General features: G+C 60.6%; 19 protein-coding genes and 5 pseudogenes. 13 read left to right on the forward strand and 11 right to left on the reverse strand.

What is annotated here, in order from left to right; all coding sequences use genetic code 11:
- Positions 1–7: 7 nt before the first annotated feature.
- Together ACZIRK_RS05530 and ACZIRK_RS05535 are read right to left on the reverse strand one after the other, a co-directional pair.
- Positions 8–2295: pseudogene (locus tag ACZIRK_RS05530) on the reverse strand (glycosyltransferase family 4 protein).
- The gene (locus tag ACZIRK_RS05535; protein ID WP_463327055.1) at positions 2292–3353 is read right to left on the reverse strand and encodes a class I mannose-6-phosphate isomerase; all 1062 of its coding nucleotides are present in this window, start codon (positions 3351–3353) and stop codon (positions 2292–2294) included. Before ACZIRK_RS05535 ends, ACZIRK_RS05530 begins: the two are co-directional and overlap by 4 nt.
- A gap of 428 nt (positions 3354–3781) precedes the next feature.
- Here ACZIRK_RS05535 and ACZIRK_RS05540 point away from each other — a divergent pair, with 428 nt between their 5' ends.
- The 3 genes from ACZIRK_RS05540 (at position 3782) to ACZIRK_RS05550 (ending at position 5165) form a co-directional block, all read left to right on the forward strand.
- Complete coding sequence (locus ACZIRK_RS05540) at positions 3782–4153, forward strand: signal transduction histidine kinase (RefSeq protein WP_130227899.1); 372 nt, start codon at positions 3782–3784, stop codon at positions 4151–4153.
- 348 nt (positions 4154–4501) lie between these two features.
- Complete coding sequence (locus ACZIRK_RS05545; RefSeq protein ID WP_130227898.1) at positions 4502–4735, forward strand: hypothetical protein; 234 nt, start codon at positions 4502–4504, stop codon at positions 4733–4735.
- 196 nt (positions 4736–4931) lie between these two features.
- Positions 4932–5165 (forward strand): hypothetical protein, encoded by a 234-nt coding sequence (locus tag ACZIRK_RS05550; RefSeq protein ID WP_463327056.1) that lies wholly within the window; start codon positions 4932–4934, stop codon positions 5163–5165.
- A 17-nt stretch (positions 5166–5182) separates the two neighbouring features.
- Here ACZIRK_RS05550 and groL read toward each other — a convergent pair whose 3' ends face one another.
- From groL to ACZIRK_RS05565, 3 genes and pseudogenes are all read right to left on the reverse strand, one after another.
- Entirely contained in the window at positions 5183–6829 is a 1647-nt protein-coding gene (gene groL / locus ACZIRK_RS05555) for a chaperonin GroEL (RefSeq protein WP_130227897.1), read from the reverse strand.
- Positions 6830–6970: 141 nt separating this feature from the next.
- Positions 6971–7288, reverse strand: coding sequence for a co-chaperone GroES (locus tag ACZIRK_RS05560; protein ID WP_130227896.1), 318 nt, complete (start codon positions 7286–7288; stop codon positions 6971–6973).
- Positions 7289–7515: 227 nt separating this feature from the next.
- Positions 7516–7767 (reverse strand): annotated as a pseudogene (locus ACZIRK_RS05565) (thiaminase II/PqqC family protein); the annotation flags it as partial.
- Between the two features lie 542 nt (positions 7768–8309).
- Here ACZIRK_RS05565 and ACZIRK_RS05570 point away from each other — a divergent pair.
- The 8 genes and pseudogenes from ACZIRK_RS05570 to ACZIRK_RS05605 all read left to right on the forward strand — a co-directional run bounded on the left by ACZIRK_RS05570 (position 8310) and on the right by ACZIRK_RS05605 (position 13077).
- The gene (locus ACZIRK_RS05570; RefSeq protein WP_130227895.1) at positions 8310–8678 is read left to right on the forward strand and encodes a VOC family protein; all 369 of its coding nucleotides are present in this window, start codon (positions 8310–8312) and stop codon (positions 8676–8678) included.
- A gap of 82 nt (positions 8679–8760) precedes the next feature.
- On the forward strand, positions 8761–9513 hold the full coding sequence (locus tag ACZIRK_RS05575; RefSeq protein ID WP_130227894.1) for a cupin domain-containing protein: 753 nt from the start codon (positions 8761–8763) through the stop codon (positions 9511–9513).
- Between the two features lie 90 nt (positions 9514–9603).
- Positions 9604–9723 (forward strand): annotated as a pseudogene (locus ACZIRK_RS05580) (4a-hydroxytetrahydrobiopterin dehydratase family protein); the annotation flags it as partial.
- A 60-nt stretch (positions 9724–9783) separates the two neighbouring features.
- Positions 9784–10713 (forward strand): complex I NDUFA9 subunit family protein, encoded by a 930-nt coding sequence (locus ACZIRK_RS05585; protein WP_245474886.1) that lies wholly within the window; start codon positions 9784–9786, stop codon positions 10711–10713.
- A gap of 214 nt (positions 10714–10927) precedes the next feature.
- The gene (locus ACZIRK_RS05590; RefSeq protein ID WP_130227893.1) at positions 10928–11116 is read left to right on the forward strand and encodes a MerR family transcriptional regulator; all 189 of its coding nucleotides are present in this window, start codon (positions 10928–10930) and stop codon (positions 11114–11116) included.
- A gap of 274 nt (positions 11117–11390) precedes the next feature.
- Positions 11391–11567: pseudogene (locus ACZIRK_RS05595) on the forward strand (JAB domain-containing protein); the annotation flags it as partial.
- A gap of 152 nt (positions 11568–11719) precedes the next feature.
- Positions 11720–12559, forward strand: a complete 840-nt coding sequence (gene aac(3) / locus ACZIRK_RS05600) for an aminoglycoside 3-N-acetyltransferase (protein WP_130225280.1) — start codon at positions 11720–11722, stop codon at positions 12557–12559.
- A gap of 89 nt (positions 12560–12648) precedes the next feature.
- Complete coding sequence (locus ACZIRK_RS05605) at positions 12649–13077, forward strand: GNAT family N-acetyltransferase (protein ID WP_130225279.1); 429 nt, start codon at positions 12649–12651, stop codon at positions 13075–13077.
- A 60-nt stretch (positions 13078–13137) separates the two neighbouring features.
- Here the strand turns inward: ACZIRK_RS05605 and ACZIRK_RS05610 are convergent, their stop codons facing one another.
- Positions 13138–17004: a DUF4082 domain-containing protein gene (locus ACZIRK_RS05610; protein WP_463327057.1), complete on the reverse strand. Its 3867-nt coding sequence runs from the start codon at positions 17002–17004 to the stop codon at positions 13138–13140.
- Between the two features lie 202 nt (positions 17005–17206).
- On the opposite strand from ACZIRK_RS05610, the gene ACZIRK_RS05615 reads away from it, so the two are divergent.
- Positions 17207–17398 carry a hypothetical protein gene (locus ACZIRK_RS05615; RefSeq protein ID WP_130225277.1) on the forward strand — a complete coding sequence of 64 codons (192 nt, stop codon included), beginning with the start codon at positions 17207–17209 and terminating at the stop codon, positions 17396–17398.
- A gap of 89 nt (positions 17399–17487) precedes the next feature.
- Here the strand turns inward: ACZIRK_RS05615 and ACZIRK_RS05620 are convergent, their stop codons facing one another.
- Positions 17488–17862 carry a hypothetical protein gene (locus ACZIRK_RS05620; RefSeq protein WP_463327058.1) on the reverse strand — a complete coding sequence of 125 codons (375 nt, stop codon included), beginning with the start codon at positions 17860–17862 and terminating at the stop codon, positions 17488–17490.
- A gap of 321 nt (positions 17863–18183) precedes the next feature.
- On the opposite strand from ACZIRK_RS05620, the gene ACZIRK_RS05625 reads away from it, so the two are divergent.
- A complete protein-coding gene (locus ACZIRK_RS05625) occupies positions 18184–19851 on the forward strand; it encodes a methyl-accepting chemotaxis protein (protein ID WP_130225275.1) in 1668 nt (555 codons plus the stop codon).
- Positions 19852–20100: 249 nt separating this feature from the next.
- Here the strand turns inward: ACZIRK_RS05625 and ACZIRK_RS05630 are convergent, their stop codons facing one another.
- The 4 genes and pseudogenes from ACZIRK_RS05630 to ACZIRK_RS05645 form a co-directional block, all read right to left on the reverse strand.
- Positions 20101–20799 carry an AprI/Inh family metalloprotease inhibitor gene (locus ACZIRK_RS05630; RefSeq protein WP_130225274.1) on the reverse strand — a complete coding sequence of 233 codons (699 nt, stop codon included), beginning with the start codon at positions 20797–20799 and terminating at the stop codon, positions 20101–20103.
- Positions 20800–20812: 13 nt separating this feature from the next.
- A complete protein-coding gene (locus ACZIRK_RS05635) occupies positions 20813–21799 on the reverse strand; it encodes a 2-hydroxyacid dehydrogenase (protein ID WP_028163367.1) in 987 nt (328 codons plus the stop codon).
- Positions 21799–22587, reverse strand: a complete 789-nt coding sequence (locus ACZIRK_RS05640; RefSeq protein WP_130225273.1) for an ABC transporter permease — start codon at positions 22585–22587, stop codon at positions 21799–21801. Before ACZIRK_RS05640 ends, ACZIRK_RS05635 begins: the two co-directional genes overlap by 1 nt.
- Positions 22584–23413: pseudogene (locus ACZIRK_RS05645) on the reverse strand (ABC transporter ATP-binding protein). The gene ACZIRK_RS05640 and the pseudogene ACZIRK_RS05645 overlap by 4 nt, the downstream one beginning before the upstream one ends.
- Between the last annotated feature and the right edge of the window lie 3 nt (positions 23414–23416).

The raw sequence follows: 23416 nt of genomic DNA on the forward strand, positions 1-23416 counted from the left end.
TACCAGATCAGGTGCCGACGGCCCGAAGCGATACCGGGTTTTTTGGGTTGACATCAGCGCGCCCAAGCTGACGGATATCGGCAACCGCCAGAAGATAGGATACGACTGACTCGCCCCCGCAATTTTCATTGGCACGATCGGGGTGCAGACCGTCGCGGCAACTGCCTGTCTCGGAATCGACGAGCGCAATCGACAGATCGTTGCTGCCGAGAAACCAGCAGAACACCTTCGTCGCGAGCATCTTCCATTCTGCATCGCCGTCCGCGCGCCACGCGGTCAGGCACAGGCCGCAATCGTCGCTGTTGCCTCCAACGGCTGTTGATCGAACGCGCGAGGGGGTTTTCGCCGATCGCCGAACCCGGCGGTGCCGACCGGCCTGAAATGGCCCGTTGCCCCCTGTTGGGTCGTCAGCCAGCGCAGGGATCTTAGCCCGGCCTCGACATAGCTGGGTGTCTGCGTCGCCATACCTGTGGCGACCAAAGCCTGAGGCAAGCGCGCATTGTCGTAAGCGAGGCCCTCCTCGAACCACACCCAGTCCGGCGTCTCGACCGACAACAGACTGGACATCAGCTTGCCGGCAAGAAGATTACGGATTTCCCGGGCGTGAAGATCATCGGGAGCTGTCGCACAATAGGCGTCCAGACCAAGCAACGTGAAGGCCCATGCGCGAGGTGAACGAAACGCTGCCGCGGCAGGTAGTGCTTCGGCAAACAGGGTAGCGGCCCAGCGACGTCGTGACGCGCTGGCGTCCTTGCGCGCGCAACCGCCCAGGGCCCACAACGTTCGCCCGTGACTGTCCTCGGACCCCCTGTCCTCGAGCCAGGTCCGGTTGAAGCCCATGAAGTTACGAAATCGTCTGGTGTCGGGATTCCAGGCATGCTGCACGAAAGCTGCAAAGCAGCCCGTCAGAATTTCCGGAAGGGGCTGCTCGCCCGGTTCATTGAGTGCGCAAGCCAATAGCAACGCGCGGGCGTTGTCGTCCACGCAATAACCGTGCGCGCGATCGGGTACCGAATGCACGGCGTGCTGGAACAGGCCGGTATCGTCGCACATCGATAGAAAGTGCTCCAATCGCATGTCGGGCGCTCCCGCGGGGCTGAGCGGCGCGATCGCCTCAGGCGCGGCGCGCGCGATCACCTTCAGCCGGTGGCCCTGCCGCGCATGCTCGAAGGTGGTTATGTAACGCTCGGCGGTGCGCTCCCATGTCATCGACCGGCTGGTGGCATAGGCCCGCTTGCGCATCGCCTGCCGGCGGGGGGCGTCGGTGAGCAATTCAGCGATTTCGTGGCCGATCCCCGCTGCATCCCCAAAGGAAACGAGGATGCCGCGCCCATCGGCCAATAGCTCGCGCGCATGCCAATAGGGTGTCGAGACGACAGGTTTGCCGAGGCCAAAGCTGTAGGCCAGCGTACCCGACGTCATCTGCGCCTCGTTGAGGTAGGGCGTGACGTAAACATCGCACATTGAGATGAACTCGAGCAGCGTGGCCTGATCAACGAACTGATTGAGAAATACGACGTGATCTTCAACGCCGAGTTCGCGCACGCGGGCCGTCAGGCTTTCGCGATAGGCTTCACCTTGATCGCGAACCAGGTTGGGATGCGTCGCGCCGAGCACGACATAGACCGCATCCGGTCGTCGTTTCAGGATCGAAGGCATGGCGTCGATCATGACCTCGATGCCTTTGCTGGGCGACAACAGCCCGAACGTCAGAATGACGGAGCGGCCGCTGAATCCCAATCTTGCTTTTGCCGGGTCCGGCGCGACAAACGGAAAGTCGGGGATGCCATGGGCAATGACTTCGATCTTCTCGTGCGGCACCCGATAGACGCAATGCAGTAGCTCACGGCCCTTGTCGGCCATCACGACGACCTTCGCGGACGCCTCGACGATTCGCTCCGTTACCGTGCGCTGGATTGCGCTGGGGCTTGCCAGAACAGTGTGCAGTGTGGTGACAACCGGCATGGTTAGGCGCGTCAGCAATTCGAGGATGTGGGCGCCGGCGTCGCCGCCGAAAATCCCGAATTCGTGCTGCAGGCAGACGACGTCAAATCGACCGGCGTTCAGGGAAGCTGCGGCGCGGGCATACTCCTGAAGGTTGTCGTCCCTGATCTGCAGGACGACCGACGCGGGATAGTCATAGGTCTGATCGCGGTCGGTCATCGCCACGACGCAGGCCTGCAGGCTTGGTCCTGAATTCGAGATCGCGCGTAGCAGGTCGGTCGTGAATGTTGCAATGCCGCAGCGGCGAGGCAGCGAATTGCCGATCAGCGCAATCCTGCGGGGCGGCGTCACGTACGCGCCTTTGCGTGGGCGATCAGATCAGCGGGCGCGGCTGATTGAACGAGTGGGGTCGAAAGCTCGCAGAGCCTCTGTAAAAGCGAATCGATTGGCTGGGCCGCCGGATACGCAATCAGGGCGGTCAACCCATTGGGGCCAACCTCGATGCTGCTGCGACCACCGCCAACGAATACCACCTGCCCGATTGATACCGTGGCCAATCCGATCGCCGCATGGCCGTCGAGAACAAGAATCCACGTCTCCGGTTCCGCAACCAGTGCCCAGCTTGAAGCCTCCTGCAGGTCAACGCGCTCGAGCACGAAATGCCGGCTGGCTACGAGAACCGTCCGTTCATCCGTGAGCCGGGTCGGATTGGCTGGGGATGGAAGCGGCCACGCGTTGGCACCGGCGACCGCATTGTTGATGTGCAATTCACGGTGTCTGTCATAGTCAAACAGGCGGAACGTGGTGTCGCTGCGCTGCTGAATTTCGGCCAGCACGATGCCGGCACCGAGCGCGTGGATTGTGCCGGCAGGGATGAAGATGACATCGCCTTTCGCAACTGAACGCCATTGAACCAGTTCAACGATCGAGCGGTTCGAGATCGACGCCCGCAATTCCCGCGGCGTTACCCGGCGGTTCAAACCAATGCCGATCTGCGCGCCCGATTTCGCCGAGATGATGTACCATGCTTCGCTCTTGCCGTTCGGCATCCCCATCGCGCGCGCGAAGGTGTCGTCCGGATGGACCTGGATGGACAATGGCCCGCTTGTGAACAACAGCTTGAGCAGCAGCGCAGGGACAGGAGCGTTCTTGTCGGCTCGCTCGAACCACAGCTCGCCCACGGCGTCACCCGTGCCGTCGATGTCGCTCCATGGCTGGAGATCGCTGACGCCCCAGGGCTTGTGCATGGCCCGCACGGAAGCGCGTTCGATGGGCATGGTTGTCCTGACGCGTGACGCGCACGCCGGAGCGACGTGCCGTTGCTCGATCTCGTCGATTACGATTTGTGTGGCTAAGGCGTCGCGCCTCCGGACGCCTTCTTGCAGGAAGCCGGTGACGCTATTGGTCATATGGATACTCGGCACCCAATAGCAAGCTTTTCGCGATTCGCGGTCGCTATAGTAGAAACAGTGCTTACAGCCATTGCCTTGGCGATTTCTCTCGACATCGTGCAAGAAAGGGCGTCTGCTACAAAGATCACCGTCCACCCCTGGCTGCTATCGGTGACTGAGAGACCTGTACTCCCGCCACAGAGAGGGAGGTCAGTGTGTCCACCATCCCAAAATTCAAACTGCATGAGTGGATCGTCCCTCCAATAATGGTGCCGGTTTTCCTCGGTCTGATGATTGCCGGAGCGGTCATTATCCAGTGGTGATGCCGCGGCAGCGGATGTCCGGCGCGATGCGCCATTGAGGCGCCGCCGCGCCGTCGTGGTGGGCGAAGGCCGCGTTCCGCGAGGAGTCGTGGTGTGAACGTACGCCAACAAGAGGAGGACTCCATGTCGCTCACACAATTCCGCATCGATGACGGACCGCATGCCATGGACGGGTTGCGGCTTTTTGCCCGAGATGGAACTGAACCGGTCGAAGCGTTCATAGGCCGCAAGGTGATGGACGTCTGGGCCGAGTCGATTGAGCACCTTGGTGGAAGACAAAGTCTGTTCCGCAGTCAATACAACGCGCTTGGCAAGCTGAACCTTGCGGCGCTTGAGCGGATCGTGAGCGCGAAATACCAGCGCGGCGCCGCGGCCAACCGCCAACATCCCTTTGTCGAGGTTCTGGTCTCGGACATCACGGAAAGCGGCGAGGTTCTAAATCTAAGTGAACTCGTGCGCGAGCCTTTGCCGCCGGCATTTCATAGGCTGGCTTGAGATCTGCCCCGCGAACAGATGGCGGATGTTTCGTAAGAAGAAGGTCTTGTGACATGCCGCTCACACGAGTCGGATTTCGGCACTACGACTATGACCAGATGGTGGTTCGGAAGTGGCATGCGCAATTCAGCTCCGCTGCCATGGACGACCTGGATGGATCGACTGGAAGGCATCCATCACCACATCGCCGGTGCGTACCTTTTGCGGTACGCTCAAGAGCGGTCTTGGAGAGGGACAACGGCCGTCTGTCGAACGGTGAGCAAGTCAACCGCCTCGCAGCTTTGTCTTTGAAGCGTGGCGAGTCAGTTGATTTTGGTAGCTGTTGGCCGCGGCACTCGAAAGATGTTCATGCCTAAGCAAAAGCTTCGCGCGCACGAAGAAGTCTTTAAAGATCATGTCTCCGGTCAGTATGACGAAACCATGTTTCGTTTCAGAGTGCCGGGTGGCTGGATTTATACGCACACTATTATCCGGTTTGGTTCGGTCGATAAAAACTATGTAGCCGATACTTTCGTTCCTGACTCTACAGTGGACGTGGATCTTGCAATTCATCCCACGGATGATCCGCGACGCGATCTATGACTTGGTCGCGCGCAACCACTATCGCTGGTTCGGCCGTTGTGACGCTTGCATCCTGCCGAATTCGGATCGTTCGTGGCCATCGTGAGCCGCCCCGAGACTGCGGGACGGTGGCGCCTGGCGTCGGCCGGCATGGCGAAGGAAGCAGCGTTACTGCAATTCAACTCAGTCCCAGACGCAGGCGAGCAGTTAAAGGCACTTGGCCACGACGATCACCCCGAACGTGGGCAATCTGATCGGCTATTCCTATCGCAAGCCCGGCGACTACAAATTCTCGCAGGCCTGGTACGAGCGCGCGCTGAAAGCCGATCCGGACCATTTACTGACGTCAGTATTACGACCTGTGTGGCAAATTGAGCAGGGCAACCGCGATCAAACGCACGAAAATGCAGAAAGGCCGGGCATAGCTGCCGGGCCTTTCTTTTTCTTTTGAGCGCTGCACGGTTGGACTTAGAAATCCATACCACCCATGGCGCCCATGCCGCCACCCGCAGGTATGCCGGCGCCTGCGTTCTTCTTCGGCACCTCGGCCACCATGGCTTCGGTGGTGATCAGCAGCGCCGCAACGGAGGCCGCGTTCTGGATCGCTACGCGAACCACCTTGGTCGGATCGATGATGCCCTTGCCGACCAGGTTGCCGTACTCGCCGGTCTGCGAGTCGAAGCCGTAGGCGTACTGGTCCTTCTCGAGGATCTTGCCGACAATGACGGAGCCGTCTTCACCCGCATTCATTGCGATCTGGCGGGCCGGATAGGAAAGCGCCTTGCGCACGATCTCGACGCCGGTCTTCTGGTCGTCGTTCTTGGTGCGAAGCCCCTTGAGGTGCTGGGAGGCACGGAGCAGGGCGACGCCGCCGCCCGGCACGATGCCTTCCTCGACAGCCGCGCGGGTCGCATGCATCGCGTCATCCACGCGATCCTTGCGCTCCCTCACCTCGACTTCGGTCGCGCCGCCGACGCGGATCACTGCGACGCCACCCGCGAGCTTGGCCAGACGCTCCTGCAGCTTCTCGCGGTCGTAGTCCGAGGTGGTTTCCTCGATCTGCGCCTTGATCTGCTGCACGCGCGCCTCAATGTCGGCCTTCTTGCCGGCGCCGTTGACGATCGTGGTGTTTTCCTTGTCGATCATCACCTTCTTGGCGCGGCCAAGCATCTGCAGCGTGACGTTCTCGAGCTTGATGCCGAGATCTTCCGAGATCGCCTGGCCGCCGGTCAGAACCGCGATGTCCTGCAGCATGGCCTTGCGGCGATCACCGAACCCCGGTGCCTTGACGGCCGCGACCTTCAACCCGCCACGCAGGCGGTTGACGACGAGGGTGGCGAGCGCCTCGCCTTCGACGTCTTCAGCGACGATGACCAGCGGCTTGCCGGTCTGCACCACGGCCTCGAGCAGCGGCAGCAACTCGTTCAGCGAGGACAGCTTCTTCTCGTAGACGAGAATGTAGACATCATCCATTTCAACGCGCATCTTGTCGGCGTTGGTGACGAAGTAGGGCGAGATGTAGCCGCGATCGAACTGCATGCCTTCGACCACCTCGAGTTCGGTCTCCAGCGACTTGGCTTCCTCGACCGTGATGACCCCCTCGTTGCCGACCTTCTTCATGGCGTCGGAAAGGAACTTGCCGATTTCGGCGTCGCCGTTGGCGGAGATGGTGCCGACCTGGGCGATTTCCTCGTTCGAGGTGACCTTCTTGGAGTTCTTGACGAGGTCGGCGACCACGGCTTCCACCGCTAGGTCGATACCGCGCTTCAGGTCCATCGGGTTCATGCCGGCGGCAACCGACTTGGCGCCTTCACGGACGATCGCAGCCGCGAGCACGGTCGCGGTGGTGGTGCCGTCGCCGGCCGCGTCAGCGGACTTGGAGGCGACTTCGCGCACCATCTGCGCGCCCATGTTCTCGAACTTGTCCTCGAGCTCGATCTCCTTGGCGACGGTGACGCCGTCCTTGGTGATGCGGGGAGCGCCGAACGACTTCTCGAGTACGACGTTGCGGCCCTTGGGGCCGAGCGTCACCTTGACGGCGTTGTTGAGGATGTCGACGCCGCGCAGCATGCGGTCGCGGGCATCGACGCCGAATTTGACTTCTTTCGCTGACATAATGATCTCCGTTTTCAACTGGTCAGATCCCAAAGGCCGCGCAACTGTGCGGGTTCTTGAGGGATGAGATTTGAATGCGGGCCTCATCCTTCGAGACGCCGGCTACGCCGACTCCTCAGGATAGGGAAGTCTAGCTGGCGCTTACGCGGCCTTCTTCTTGGCGGCCGGGACGTCGGTGAGAACGCCCATGATATCGCTTTCCTTCATGATCAGCAGTTCCTGACCATCGAGCTTGACCTCGGTGCCGGACCACTTGCCGAACAGCACGCGGTCGCCAACCTTGAGATCGATCGGAATCAGCTTGCCGGCTTCGTCGCGGCCGCCTGGGCCGACCGCCGTGATTTCGCCCTGTGAGGGCTTTTCCTTGGCAGTGTCCGGAATGATGATGCCGCCAGTGGTCTTCTCTTCGGCTTCGATACGCTTGACCACAACGCCGTCGTGAAGCGGACGGAATTTCATGGCGGTCCTCCTGGGTTTGGTTTTTGTTTGAAATTGGCACTCAAGGTTGCCGAGTGCTAGTCACCTTGCACATATGCCTGCGTTGCGCAGGCACAAGGCCTCATGACCGGTCTCTACGTGACTTGCTTTGAATTTGGGAATGTTGCGAGGGTCCGCCCACCTCGCGCTCGCGCAAGATGCTGGCAACCACTTTTCGCTAGCTTTCCTACGCGGTACGCAGTCAGTGACTACTCAACACGTTGGCCCGCACGCCAGCCCATTTCCCAGAAGTCGGCCTCGAGACGGGTGGCTTCCTTAAAAATCGCGATCAGCTCTGCCTCGCGGGTCGGCGTGGCGTAGAGATCGGCAAGACCATCAAGGTGCGCCCGCGCTTTCGCCGCGACCTCTTGGTATGCTGCACCGGCATACTCGGCGATCCACACGCGATATGGGTTCGTTGCTGCGTGCGCATCGGGTCGCGAGGCGAGCCGCGTCGCGATCCTCGGCGCAGTCGGCTTCGAGGATGGCCTGATTGACGGCTTTCCGGTCTCGCACCACTTGCTCTCGTCAAATGGTTCTGGTCCCATCGCCCAACTCCGACTTAAGGTGGCCCGATGTATCGACCTGATCACTTTCGCGTCGACGATCTAACGCAAATGCACGCGTTGAGCCGCGAACGGCCGTTCGCGGCTCTTGTATCTATAGGGCCGGTCTAAGATAGAGAATCAATTTGCCGCCGACTTGGTTCGTCGATTAGGAGCGGCCGAGTGTTCGCCGTCTACAACCGACGCGGCGGAAGCGAACATCATGCCGTACAAAATCACTGATCCGTTCTGCAATTTAAGCACTGACAAGCGGCCGTCCGGGAAGTATCAGGTCGGCACGTTGTGAAGGGCGGCCGTAAACGTGAAAATCGCGATCTTGTCATCGATCGGACGATCGCGACTTTTCGAAGGAAGTGCCTTTGCGCTTTAGCGCTAAACAGACTTTCTGTTAGGGTCGCGACGCCGACCCTGGAAAATGAAACAGGAGAGTTCTGTCCATGATCGAGGGGATTAGCGCGGTCACACTGGGCACCCACGAAATGCCACGAGCAGTCCGATTCTACTGCGCGCTCGGGTTTGAGGTCCTGCATGGCGGGGAAGATTCGTCATTCACCAGCTTTCGAGCAGGAACGAGCTATCTCAACCTCATCACCCAACCTACCGAGCGGCGCTGGTCCTGGTGGGGGCGGGTAATCTTCTACGTTGCCGATGTTGACGCACTTTACGACCGTGCACTCGCAGCGGGATACCAGCCAGCTACCGTGCCCCTCGATGCCGAATGGGGTGAGCGTTTCTTCCACCTAATTGACCCCGATGGCCACGAACTCAGTTTCGCTCGGCTATTGCTCGCGGGTTCAGTCCAATAGCATCTCGAAGCAGCCTGCCATTCCAAGAGGCGCTCGGAGAGCGTATGGTGTTCCGACTATCCGCTGAACCTGGGAGGCAATCATGCAGTTCAGGACAATCGGACTACTGTTGCTCGGCGCGATGGCGTTTCCCGCCTCCGGGACCGCGCAAACCGCCCCCGCTCCACCGGCAATTACACGAACAGTGGTCGCCGCAACCAAACTGCCGACCGTCACGGACGTGCCGCTCCACTTTAAAGCGGTGAGCGTCACTCTTCAGCCGGACGAGAAGAGCGCCGTCTCGGCGGCCAACGGCATCCTCTACCAGATGTCAGGATCGACCGAGGTCGTGCTCGATGGCAAGACCAAAACGCTCAACGCCGGCGAGGGGCTGTTCGTCGCCGGCGGAAAGACCGCGACTCTGGCGGCGGGTAGCGCGGGGCCATCTACGTTCCTCCACTTTTTCCTTACTCCCGCTGTGGACCTGGGTCGGCCTGCCGAGACGGCACCTGCCGCGGTGAGAGAATTATATCGCACAGCAAATCCGATCGCCGACCTGAAGCCAGGCGGTTATGATCTCAATCTCACGCGAGTCACATTTCCGGCGAGGATGCCCTCCAACCCGCCACACCATCGGTCGGGCGCGGCTTTGTACTTTATCATTTCCGGCACCGGGGCGAACACGGTAGACGGCAAGACAGAAGCAAGGGGACCAGGCTCCTTGATCTACGAACCCTACGCCGTCGTGCATCAATGGGGAAACCCAGGCAACGAGCCGTTGGTGTTCTTGGCGTTCAACATCAATCCGGAAGGTGTGGCAGCCGTGCTTCCGGGCGCACCAGCAAACAATCAATAGCTAACGGCGGGCGGACCGCCGCATCAGAGGACCGCTCGATTCCACAATTTCCAGGAAGCGCTCGACATTGTTTAGGAAGTTACTGAGCTTGCCGAGACCGACAGCCATCACCCTGAGATCCAATTCGGCTGGAGTTATGCCACTGTCTCTCTGAGCACCGATAAACTCAAGGGACTGCCTGTGAAAGCATCATGGCGAGTGGTTACTTGATCGCCCCGGATAGGTCCCTCGACTTCAAGCAGTGAGAAGCTACGATATGAACTGGCGAAATTGAACCGTGGTGCCACGAACGGTCGCACCGTCACCGTGTTCGGCGGAACCGGCTTTCTCGGCCGCCGCATCGTTCGGCATCTGCGCTCTCGCGGATTTCCCGTTCGGATCGCGTCAAGGCACCCGGATCTGGGGGACAGACAGTTTGGCCCTGATGATCCGCAGCTTCAATCCATCCAGGCGGATATTCAAGACGAGCGGTCAGTCGCGGATGCGCTTGCCGGCGCCTACGGCGTTGTAAATGCGGTTAGCCTTTACGTTGAGCACGGACAGGAGACTTTTCATTCCGCTCACGTCGAGTCTGCCCAACGGGTAGCGGCTCAAGCACACCGTGCCGGAGTCGATCGGCTCATTCATATTTCAGGAATCGGCGCCGACGCCGCTTCGCCATCCCGCTACATCCGAAAGCGCGGCGAAGGCGAACTGGCAGTCCGGGCCGCGTTCGTCGAGGCACTTTTCATCCGCCCGGCGGTGATGTTCGGACCGGACGACGCGTTTCTCAATACCATCCTCACACTCCTCCGCCGGCTTCCAATCTATCCGATGTTCGGCCGCGGCGCGACCAGATTGCAGCCGGCCTATGTGGAGGATGTTGCGGAGGCGATTGGTCAGATCATGCAGCGAGCGGAGACACCTTCAACGATCTTCGAGTTAGGCGGCCCTCGTGTCTACTCTTACGAGGAGTTTCTTAGAGTGGTGGCGCACCAAGCTGGACTTGCGCCTCGACTGATTCCAATCCCGTTTGCCGTTTGGCATGCACTCGCTTGGGCCTCCGAAATACTCCCGAGTCCACTCCTCACGCGCAATCAAGTAGAACTGATGCAAATCGACACCGTGTCATCGCCGGAGGTGCCTGGATTTGTTGAACTTGGGATTACGCCGCACTCGGTCGAGGCAATACTCCAGAAGATGCTGCCGAATTCCGGATGAAAGAGGCTCCTCGGTTAATCCGCTTCAACGGTTGACAGTCAATAACTCGCTCCACAACACCAGCCTCTCGATGATACGCTAGGCGAGTTTTCGTGCCCGGCATCAGACGGGGGTGATCTTTCAATCCTGGGCCTCCGCGGCGGCTAGGACGAGACCGCGGAACACGATCGTTCGTCTTGCTGCCGGAAGTGTCCGGACAACAAGGACGACAGACATGTCCGACCGAATGTTCCTGACGCTCAACGAGGTTATCGAACGCTACCGCGGCCAGGTCAGCGAGGGCACCTTACGCAACTGGCGCTCCATGAGAGTTGGACCATCGTTCCTAAAAATCGGCAAGACCGTTCTCTATCCCCTTGAGGAACTCGATCGTTGGGAAAGCCGGAACCTCATCGTCTGCTGACGCTCCAGACTACTCCTTATGGAAGAGGCGAGTGAGTAACCGTGCCATCGTCGATCACACGAAACAAACGCACCGGATCTGAGTTGCGACGACAACGGTTGCGACAAGGTTGATATCGATTCGGAATCCGTGATTTGGTGGGATCGTCGATTGCTGACAAGAACTCCGTGTGCTTGCCAAGGCTTATCACGATTGAGCATGATGCACCTACCCCCGACCAATACCCCAGTGATTTTGGATCATATCGGAAACTGTTGTTTTCTAACGAGATTTCACTTTGAGTTTGCTGGTGCACAACCACCCTTCCGGCGACCCGACGCCCTCGCAGGCCGACATCCAGATGACGAAAGCGATCATCGACATCGCCAAGCCACTCGGCATCTCCGTGCATGACCACATTATCGTCGGCAAGAACGGGCATGCGAGCTTGAAGGGGATGCGGCTGATTTGAATCCATGCTGGTTTCAGCGCCCCGGTTTGCCCTGACGGTCAGCTACGTCGACCAATACGTACCGCCGGCTTACCTCCTACTGGTACTTTTCCTCGAGGTCGGCCCCTCGGCACGGCCGATCCAGCCGAGAAGAAACTGGGAGAGAGATTCCAATGAGAGCAAGAACCGAAATCACAGCAGACCTTCAACGACTGGGCGTCCAACCGGGAGATCTCGTGATGGTCCATGCCTCGTTGAAGGCCATCGGTAGTGTCGAGGGCGGCGCGGCCACCGTCGTCGACGCTCTTCTCGACGCCGTCGGGCCGACGGGTACCGTAATGGGCTATGCCTCATGGGACCGATCACCGTACGAGGAAACATTGAACGGCGCTCAGATGGACGAAGAACTCCGTCGCACCTGGCCTCCGTTTGACCCTGCAACCTCTGGAACATATGCGGGCTTCGGCCTGCTCAATCAGTTCCTTGTCCAGACCCCCGGTGCGCGACGTAGCGCACATCCGGACGCATCGATGGTCGCTATAGGTCCTCTCGCAGAAACTTTGACAAAGTCTCATCACCTTGGTCAGGCGTTGGGAAAAGGCTCGCCCCTCGAACGTTTCGTCGAGCTGGGCGGAAAAGTTCTTCTGCTAGGCGCTCCGCTGAACTCAGTCACCGCACTGCACTATGCCGAGGCTATTGCCGATATTCCTGGTAAACGCCGCGTGACCTATGAGATGCCGCTACTTGGCCCCGATGGTCAAACCGTCTGGGAGTGGGCCGAGGATTTCGACTCGAACGGCATCCTCGATCGCTTCACGGTCGACGGAGAGCCTGACGCGGTCGAAACGATCGCGCATGCATACGCTGCCCTCGATCGGCACCGGATTGACCGAGTAGGAGACGCATCCTGCTACCTGTTCGACGCGCAGGACATCGTTTCCTTTGGCGTGACCTATCTTGAGCGCCGTTTTGGCCGGACGTCGTCGCCCTTGGATGATCCCCGAAGCGACTAGCCTTTCAAACGACATTTGCAGCATAGGCCATGATCAATGATCATTCTGACCAAATCTGCTCTAGCACATGATCCGAGAGGAGCAACGACATGGAATGGACATCCGACCAGGACCGGATCGACTGGAATGCGCTGTCGGAGCTCTATCGGATCGCTCCGCTGGGCGACAAGAAACCGGAGGAGCTGAAGCGCGCGTTCGGAAACAGCATGTACAAATGCTTCGCGTTCGACGACGGCATCCTGGCCGGCGCAGGACGCGCCGTCGCTGATGGTGTCGATTGCTCCTACATTTGCGACATTGCGGTCCATCCGCATTTTCAGGGGCGAGGCCTCGGCAAGGAGATCGCGACGCGATTGCGGGATCTGTCGCGCGGCCACAGGAAGATCATCCTGTACGCCAATCCCGGGACTGAGGGACTTTACGAAAAACTCGGCTTCCGGCGCATGCTCACGGCGATGGCCATCTTCAGCAGCGAGGACGCCGCGATCAAGAAGGGCTTGATCGCGGCCTCGGCTTAGAGCGTGGTGCCATTGGTTGAGTCGGCAGCCGGTTCACTTTGCATTTCCCGCTTGTCTCGCTTACGGCCCAGCGCCGGCGACGAACAGCACGTCGACCCAGTAGTTATTGGCGCCGAAGGTATTTGTCGGGAAGCTGCTGCTGGTGCCGTAGACATAGACACCATTGCCTCCGCTGCTCGCGCTGGCCGGCGCCGTAAGTGCGCCGTTGACATGGTCGGCGGCGAAATAGTTGGAGTCCGCCGAGTAAAAGCCGTTACAGTGATAAGAAGCGACGTAGATCGTGTTGGCGGTCAAAGCCACCGGTGTAGCGAGATTGACAGTTTGCCAGCCGCCGGGGGTCTCGTTGGTGGATGTCGCGCTGGCTAGCAGGGTCCCGGTCTCAGTCCATAGGTTGATGATATGCGGACCAGTGTTCTGCGGCCCTTTGTAAAAGAGAATTGCAAAGACGAGGCCGCCGGTCGACGTCTCGAACTTGACCCCGAGTTCGACCGCGCTGGAATCGTTGACCGTGATGTTTGCCGGGCTGGTCGTGGCGGTGAAGAGGCTGATGGCAGCGGATGGGATAACAGTCAGTGAGACGGTTGCCGAGGCGGTCCCTCCGTGGCCGTTGGTGATTGTGTATGTGAAGCTCGCCGCTCCGAGGTAACCGCTGGTCGGCGTGAAATTGACCACCTGCGTCGTTGCATTGTAGCTGACCGTTCCGTTGATCGGGGCGCCGACGCTCGAGATCGACAGGGCAAAGCCGTTGGGATCGGAGTCATTGGCCAGAATCGTAGCGGCCGGAATGGCAAGGACTGTATTCTGGAGCGTTGTAAATCCGCTGTCGTTGTTCGCAACGGGAGGTAGGTTTCCGCTGCCACTCGGGTTGAAGAGGACATCGACCCAATAGTTGCTTGCGTCGAAACTGCTGGTTGGGAAGCTGCCGCTGGCGCCGTAGGAGAAGACTCCATTGCCGTTACTGCCGGCGCTGTTGGGGGCCGTGAGCGGCCCACTGGTATGGTCAGTGGCGAAGTAGTTCCCGTCCACAGAATAGAAGCCGTTGGTGTGATAGGAAGCGACATAGATCGTATTGGCGGTCAAGGTCACCGGTGTGGTCAGACCCACGGTCTGCCAACCACTCGCGGTTTCGTTGCTGGATGTTGCGCTGGCCAGCAGGGTACCCGACGAGGTCCACAGATTGACGACATGCGTGCCTGTGTTTTGCGGACCCTTGTAGAAAAGAATTCCGAGGACCTGGCCCGCAACGGATGTCTCGAACTTGACCCCGAGTTCGACCGGGTTGGCGTCGCTGACTGTGATCGTTGCCGGTGTCGTCGATGGACCGAACAGGCTGACGGTGCCGGCACTCACGGTCAGCGATACGGTCGCGGAGGCGGTGCCGCCATGGCCGTTGGTGATTGTATAAATGAAACTGGCTGTCCCAAGGTAACCGGTCGTCGGCGTGAAGCTAACGACTTGCGTTGTTGCATCGTAGCTTACAGTTCCATTGACCGGGCTGCCGACGCCTGAGATGGATAGTGTGTAGCCATTTGGATCCGTATCATTAGCCAGGATCGAGGCGGCCGGAATGGACAGGATCGAGTTCGGAGGGGTGATAAAGCCTCCGACGTCATTCGCGATGGGTGGAAGATTCCCGGTTCCACCAGCGCGGTTGAATACCAGATCGACCCAGTAATTGCCTTTCAGATTTGAGCTCGCGGGAAAAATGCTCGTCGATCCATAGGCAAATACACCATTGGCGCCGGCGGCCGGTGCGCGCAGCGGACCCGCGCTCCGCGTATTGAGAAAGTAGTTCAAGTCCGCAGAATAGAGGCCCGTAGCGGTGTGGTACGACGCAACGTATGTCGCGCCTGCATTGACAGTGACCGGAGTCGGAAAATTGACCTGCTGCCAGCCGTTTGACGTTTCGCCGGAGAAGGCCGCGGTTGCAAGCAACGTTCCGTCAGCGCTCCAGAAATTGCCGACGTGCGGGCCGGTGTTGAGCGGCTCCTTGTAGAAACGGATACCGCTGACAGTGCCGGCAGCGCTGATCTGCACTCGGATACCAAGCTCTATTGCCAGGGGATCGTTGGCGAGTACCACGAACGGCGCATCAGTAGGCGTGAAAAGGCTCACGACCGCTCCAGGTATAACGCTTACGGTTACACCGGCGGCGGGTGTCTCCATATTGAGGCTGTCGTCGACAGCCCGGGACTTGATGGTGAACGTGCCCGGCTGCAGTGGCCACCACGTGTATGTCCAGTTCGTGGTGCCTGTGGCCGGGTGCCAGGTCGTTCCGCCGTCGGTCGAGACCTCGACGACCGCAACCAGCCCATCGACATCTCCAGCGGTGCCCGAAATCGTCACCGCTTGCTGCTGGACAAGGCTTGCACCTGAAGCGGGAGTAGAGATCGTCGAGACCGGTGGCGTGTGATCCGTTGATGCACTGGCGGCAACGAGGTTGGTCTGCAGGGTTTGCGGCTGCACGCCCATGTCCGCAAACACGTTCACCATGGCCTGCTGTACGTTGGGATCCTCGGGCGTCGGCCCCACACTGCCAAGGTTGCAGTAGTCGTGCGTCGTGTCGAGGCCAAAAGACAGGAAGACCGTTCCCGTACCGAACACGATTGCCCCGCTCGACGCGCGATACAGGACGAGATTATGTGTCGCAGTTCGGGCGCCGGTGGTGTTGCCATAATCGAGCAGATAGGTGTCCACCGGAAGGACCGTCGATGACACCGCAATCAATCCGCCCGGCCGGAAGCCGTTGTCAGGCGCTTCGTCCCATTCGTAGCCAAGCATACCGATTGCCAGAGAGTTGGTCTGGCCGGCTTGCACCGCCGTATTCCGCCAGAATCTGAACTGTGCGAGGTCCGAAGGAATCGTGATCTTGTCGCCGCGAAATGAATCCACCTGGAAGATGGTGCCGGTCAGCGCATTTTCAGGACGTCCTCCATCGGACGGAGGGCTGAAGCTCGGATCGCGCCAGGTGCCGGTCCACTCCGGCGTCGGATCGATTTTTGCGGCGGCGTGGGTTTCCTTGTAGCAGACGAGAATGCGGTTCGCCGTGCCGTTCGCATCCGCTTCCCATCGCGTTTTCCAGTAAACCTCGTTGCCGCTCATGAAGATGAGATGCACGCCCGCATCACGTGCGGCCTCTACATTGGTCCGGAGATCGCCGGACCAATATTCATCGTGTCCGACCGACATGAACACCTTGTAGTTCGTCAGCGGGATGTTGCCCGGCCCCGCGTCGACGGTTGAGATGTAGGTCACATCGTATCCGTTTCGCTCGAGCCAGCGAATTGCTGCATATTCCGCGCTGAACACGAAATCCTGCGGGCCAGCATATAGCCCAATGCCGTCACGTGTACCGAAGGGCCGGTTGTAGCTGACTTTGTAAGCGCGCCCGTCAGAACTCTGCGTCGCATTTCCTCCGTACAGGCTTGCACCGCCCCAGCCGTTGTAGGCATGCCATGTGGTGTCGCAGGTCTTGAAGACGATGTCCCGCGCCACACCGTCATTGCGGACGACAAAGGTAATATGGCTTTCGCCGGCTGTCGTGTCCTGACGGACAAGCTTTGCGATATACACGCCGGAGACCGCCGTCGCGGGGACGGTCCACGTGACGGTGACGTTCCAGTTGGCGGCATCGTACAGACCGATCGACGGATCACCGTCCGGTTGCGACGGCTGGATCGACGCGGTGTTCTGCTGAATGGACGTTACAAAACGAGCGCCGGCGCCGCCGTAATAGCCAAGGCGATAAATGTCGATCCGGTAGTTCGTCGAATCGGTATTGATCTTGAAGCCGATCTGGCTTCCACTATTGACACTGATGCTGGTGGCGAAGCCTTCTATATTGGTGGCCGCCGGACCGCTGAGGTCCCATACGTCTTGAGGGGTGCCGGTGTTCTGGTTTTCGATAACGATCGGATTTGGTGCCATTTGCTAGCATCTTTGCTGTGGGAAACGTGACTGCAATAAATCGTCGTCTGCAAAGCTTGGTATCGAACGACTACTCGAGCGTTCATTAATCGACGTTCACAATCTAGTGCGATTGCGATGGCGCCGTGACACCACGTTCGATTGTTGAGAGACTAACCGCCGGCGCCAGAGGTTAACCGATCAGTCAGGGAGTGATGATCCGATGCAAGAACGACCGACTTGGACCGAAGGCAAAACCTGGTTGTATCGCGGTTATCAGGTCACGCACGCTCGTGACGGAAAAAGCCTGGAGATCCGCAAAGGTAGCGAGCCGCCGATGAAAAGCCTTGCCAAGCCGGTCACATACAAGGAGGTAACCGACTACATCGACAGACTCCATCCCTCGGCGCCCTGACGAGATTCCCCGGTCGGGGTACATCAGTGTTGTGATTGTGTGCGGAGCTTCGAGAGAGAAACACTCGGATCGTTCGCATCGCCGAAGAGTTACGGCCCGACCCAGCGCCGCACCGCATCGATCGTGTCGGCAGGCGTGGTATTGAAGCAGATGGAGGCCTCCGGCGCCAGCCGGTGGACCAGATTGAGGATCTTCTCGAACAGCAGGAGGTGGGCGGAGGGTTCGCGCAAGCCCGCGCCGATGACGACGCAGTCGAACCGCTTCGACTGCAGCGCCGAAGCGACCACCTGCTCCGCCGTATCGCCGAGGTCGACCAGGCAGGCGTCCGCCTCATAGCCGTGGCTGCGCAACTGATCGATCTGCGCGTCGATATAGTTCCTGATGAGGTCCGGCGTGAGCTGCGGAAAGGCGCTGAAATCCGCGAATGCGGGATCGATGCCAATTGCAAGCACGGTCGTCGCCATAGCGCGCTCCTGGTCCGAAGAAGCCGGATCGAGACATGAACAGCCAACGCCGCACACGCCAAGGGCGTTCCTCGTCCCAGCACAAGGACAGGTGAGAGCGGGTGAAGAACTGCTCGAAGAAAGCGCCGAGCACGCGGTTTTGCGTGTTCGGCCGCGACGCAATATCGGAGCTCGGCAATTTTGCCAGCGGTAGCGGGATATTTAAGGGACCGTTCACACCATGCTGAGAAGCTTCTGGTGACATTTGGAATTTTGATTCGCCGATCATGAATACCAGATCGACAATTGCGTCGCCTGGCCCGCCAACGCAGGAACCCAGACATGTTTGGAAGCCGGAAATCGCGTGCCGGTGACATTGCCAAGACTGCCGCCGACGTCATCACTGCCAACCTGATGATCGCAGATGCGTCACTGACCATCACCTACATGAATCGTGCGGTGACCAGGCTGCTCACCGACGCGGAAGCCGATATCCGCAAGGAGCTTCCGGGCTTCTCGGTCGGCAAGCTGATCGGCAGCAGCATCGACATGTTTTACAGGGATTCCGCCGAGCGCCACGCGCTGGCGCAGTTGAAGACGCCGCAGCGGGAGACCATCAGGTTCGGTGGCCGTGCCTTTGATCTCATGATCACGCCGCTGACCACCGACGACGGGCAGCGCGCAGGCTTCGCCGTGGAATGGTCCGATGCTTCGATCCGGCTGCAGAACCTGGACTTCCGGGCGCAGACCACGGCCATTGGCCGCGTCCAGGCGGTGATCGAATTCAATCTCGACGGCACTGTCATCACCGCCAATGAGAATTTCCTGCGCGCGCTCGGCTATTCGCTGGCCGAGATCCAGGGCAAGCACCACAGCATGTTTGTCGAGGCGTCATTCCGCGACAGCCCGAACTATCGGGAGTTCTGGCAGAAGCTGAACCGGGGCGAATTCGAGACCGGCGAATTCAAGCGGATCGGCAAGGGCGGCAGGGAGGTCTGGATTCTCGCGTCGTACAATCCGGTGTTCGACGAGAACGGCAAGCCGTTCAAGGTGGTCAAATTCGCCACCGACGTGACCGAGCAGAAGCTGCGCAATGCCGATTTTGCCGGCCAGATCGCGGCCATCGACAAGTCGCAGGCCGTGATCGAGTTCGCGATGGACGGCACGGTAAAAACGGCGAACGCGAATTTCCTGAAGACGCTTGGCTACACGCTGCACGACATCCAGGGCCGTCACCACAGCATGTTCGTCGATCCGGCCGAGCGTGACCTGCCTGCCTATCGCGAATTCTGGGCTGCGCTGAATCGCGGCGAATACCAGACCGGTGAGTTTCGCCGCGTCGGCGCCGGCGGACGCGAAGTCTGGATCCAGGCCTCGTACAATCCGATCATGGATCTCAATGGCAGGCCGTTCAAAGTCGTCAAATACTCCTCCGACGTCACCGCCCAGGTGATCGCGCGACTGAAGAGCGAGCGCGTCCGCGGCATGATGGAGCAGGTCGCGGCCGGCGCCGAGGAATTGAATGCCTCGGTGCGCGAGATCTCGGAGGCGATGGTCAAGTCGAAGGAAACGGCTGCGGCCGCCACCGACCATGTGCAATCCGCCGACCACCAGGCGCAGCGGCTGACCGCCGCAGCCGCCTCGATGAGCGGCATCCTGCAGATGATCGGCGACATCACCGGCCAGATCAACCTGCTCGCGCTGAACGCGACCATCGAATCCGCACGCGCCGGCGAGGCCGGCCGTGGCTTTGCGGTGGTCGCCGCTGAAGTCAAGAACCTCGCCAACCAGGCCAAGCAGGCGACCGACAAGATTGGCGTCGAGATCGACTCGCTCAATGGCATTTCCGTCGACGTGGTCACTGCGCTGGGCACGGTCCGCCGCTCGATCGAGGCGGTGGGAGAATATGTGACGTCGACCGCGGCCGCAGTCGAGGAGCAGAGCGTCGTCACCGGCGAGATGTCGTCGAGCATGCAGCGCGCCGCCAACGAGGCCGCCGCCATCGGGTGATAGTAGCGGATCGCCACGGGCGCGGATCGCGAGATCAGGCGAGTTGGTACCACGTCGGAGGTGCCTTACCTCTCCCCATCGGGGAGAGGTCGGATCGCATCGCAAGATGCGATCCGGGTGAGGGGGATGAACTCCATCGAGGGACCGTAACCCTTCGCCCGGCGCTGCGCGCCGACCTCTCCCTGTGGGAGAGGTGAACAACGGCGGTCACGCCGAGTCAAACAAGAGTCGTCACGCCCTGCGGCGCCGCTACTGATCACGCAGCATAATCAGGGGGGCGGCGGTGTCGGGGACCTTGCGCCACTGCGCATTGTCGTCAGCCTCGAACTGCCAGGTCTCGCCCTTCTCGGACATCAACAGCATCTGGCCGTGATCGAGCCGCCAAACCGTCGGCGCGAATGCCGTCACCGCCGGATCGCATTTCGGCTTCAGGAAGACCTGGAAATTGTCCTGGCCGGCTTCGGTGTTGGTCAGCGTCAGGCCGCAGATCGCCTGTCCGTTGCCGCGCACCATGGACCAGTCTCCGATCATCTGGTCCATCGATTTGGCGAGCGCGCGGGCCGCGGCGAGGTTTTGCAGGATGTAGACGCCCTCGCCGGTCCGGTGCCCCTCGAAGATGCCGCTCTCGACCTCGGTGAAATCGATTACCGGCTCGCCGGCCGCATTCTGCAGCCGCACGATGTCGAGGCCCTTGATGTTCCAGGCGGCGATGTCCTTGGTGAAGGGCAGCGCGGCCGGACAGGACGGCTCGAGCTCGAGCTTGAGGCCTTGCGCCGTGGCATCGCCCTTTAGCGTCACGACGCAGGTCTTGCTGCGCTCAGTGGTGGCAAGCTCCCACTGCCCGATCATTTCCTGTTTCAGCGACGAGGCATCCTGGGACGACGCAGGTCCAGCGCCGCCGGCAATTGCCAGCAGCACGGCCACGATGCTGAAACGGCGGACTGACATCGACGATCCCTGATCAACGTCCCTTTACCGGGGTCTCCGCAACCGGCGTGAGCGGCGGCTTGCCGGCGAACCAGCTCTTGAGATTGTCGACCACGAGCTGATCCATGGCATTGCGCGTTACCACGGAAGCCGAACCGATATGTGGCAGCACCACGACATTCTGCATCGACTTCAGCTCGTCCGGCACGTTCGGCTCGGTGGCGAACACGTCGAGACCGGCGGCCAGGATGGTCCCCGATTTCAAGGCCGCGATCAGCGCCGGCTCGTCCACGACCGAACCTCGCGCGACGTTGATCACCACGCCCCGCGGGCCGAGCGCCTTCAACACCTCGGCATTGATCATTTTCGCAGTGGAGGCGCCGCCGGGCACGATCACGACAAGCGTATCCACCGCCTTCGCCATCTCGATCAGGTCGGGATAGTGCTGGTAGGACACGCCGGCCGCGGGATTGCGCGAATGATAGACGACGGGAACGAGCGAAGCCTCGAGCCTGCGGCCGATCGCCTGCCCGATCCGACCCATGCCGACGATGCCGACCTTGCGGTCGCGCAGCGAGCCGACGCTCAAGGGATAGTTCTGCGTCTGCCAGAGGCCGGAGCGCACGTAGCGGTCGGCCTTGATGAATTCGCGCAGGGTCGCGATCAAAAGGCCCATGGCGACGTCGGCGACCTCTTCGGTCAAAACGTCGGGCGTGTTGGTGACGATGATGTTGTGCTCACGCGCATAGGCGGACTCGACATGGTCGTAGCCGACGCCGAAGCTCGCGACGAGCTCGAGCTTCGGGAATTGCGCCAGCACGGTCCTGTCGGTCGACACGGTGTGATAGGTCACGGCCATGCCGCGGATCCTGGCCTTGGTCTCCGGCGTCAAGCGTTCGAGATCGGCGCGGTTTTCCGCAGTGTGCAGGATGAACTGATCGGGAAAGCCATTCTGCAGAATGGGACGGATCGGCCCGTAAACCAAAAGGTCGATCTTGTCAGAAGAGATAGTTGCAGCCATCAGCTTTCCTTTCCAAGCGCGCTCTCGTGCCAGCGCCGCAATACCAGGTGCGAAATTAGCGCCAGCACCCCATAGATGACAATCCCGGCGACCGAGAGCAGGAACAACGCCGCGAACATACGTGGAATGTTGAGACGATAGCCGGACTCGGCAATGCGGAACGCGAGACCGGAGCCTGCGCCCGCGGTGCCGGCCGCGATCTCGGCCACGACGGCGCCGATCAGCGACAGGCCGCCCGCGATCCTTACCCCCCCGAGGATGAACGGCAACGCCGCGGGCAGTTTCAGAAAGCATAACGTCTGCAGCCGCGTCGCGCCGTAGAGCTGGAACAATCCGGCGAGGTTGCGGTCGACCGAATTGAGCCCGAGCGTGGTGTTGGACAGGACCGGAAAGAAGGCGACAATCCAGGCGCAGACCACCACCGCGGTCTGTTGCTGCAGATAGATCAGAAGCAGTGGCGCGATCGCAATCACCGGCGTGACCTGCAGGATCACCGCATAGGGGAACAGCGAATATTCCAGCCATTTCGACTGGTTGAACAACAGCGCCAGCGCGATGCCGCCGATCGCGGCCGCCACGAAACCTTCGAGCGTGGTCAGCAGCGTGACGCCCAGCGATTGCGACAGCACCGGCCAGTCGCCAATCAGTGTCTGGAACACCGCCACCGGCCCCGGCAGCACATAGGGCTGGATATTGTTGACGCGAACGATCGCTTCCCACAGCAGGATGGCAGCCGCGAAGACGACGACCGGCAAGAGCAGGCGGACCGCATGCCGCGAGGACTTCATGCGCCGGCCTGTCCCGCATAGGCAGGCGCCAGCGCGTTGGAGACCTGGCGGCAGAAGCCGGCATATTCGGCGGAGGTGCGGAATTCCTCGCTGCGCGGCTCGGTCGCGCTGATGCGAAACTCCGCGCCGATCCGCCCCGGCCGCGCCGTCATCACGATCACGCGCTGCGAGAGATACACCGACTCGAACACCGAATGGGTGACGAAGATCACGGTCTTGTGCAGCTTGCGCCAGAGCGCGAGCAGATCGTTGTTGAGGCGGAAACGCGTGATCTCGTCCAGCGCCGCGAACGGCTCGTCCATCAGGAGAATATCGGGATCGGTGACCAGCGCCCTGGCCAACGAGACGCGCATCTTCATGCCGCCGGACAGTTCGCGCGGATACCGGACAGTTCGCGCGGATAGGCGTGTGCGAATTCGGCGAGCCCGACCTGCGCCAACGCCTCGTCGATGCGCGCATCCGCCTCGCTCGTCGGCGCATGAGCAAGCTTCAGCGGCAGGCGGACATTGTCGCGCACGCTCGCCCACGGCATCAGGGTCGGCTCCTGGAACACGAAGCCGATCGAGTGATGGCCGCGTACTTCCGCCGCGAGATGCGAGACGCTGACGGTGCCGGCGGTCGGCGCCGCAAGGCCAGCGATCAGCCGCAGCGCAGTGGATTTGCCACACCCCGACGGCCCGACCAGCGTCACGAATTCTCCCCGCTTGACCTCGAGATCGAGCGGGCCGAGCGCCGCGACGCCGCTGTCATAAACCTTCGTGACCCCACGCAGGCTCACCGCAAGCGAGGAGCCGGCGTCCAGTTCGCTCGGGGCTGGCTCGGCCATCAC

The organism is Bradyrhizobium sp. Leo114 (assembly GCF_055229415.2).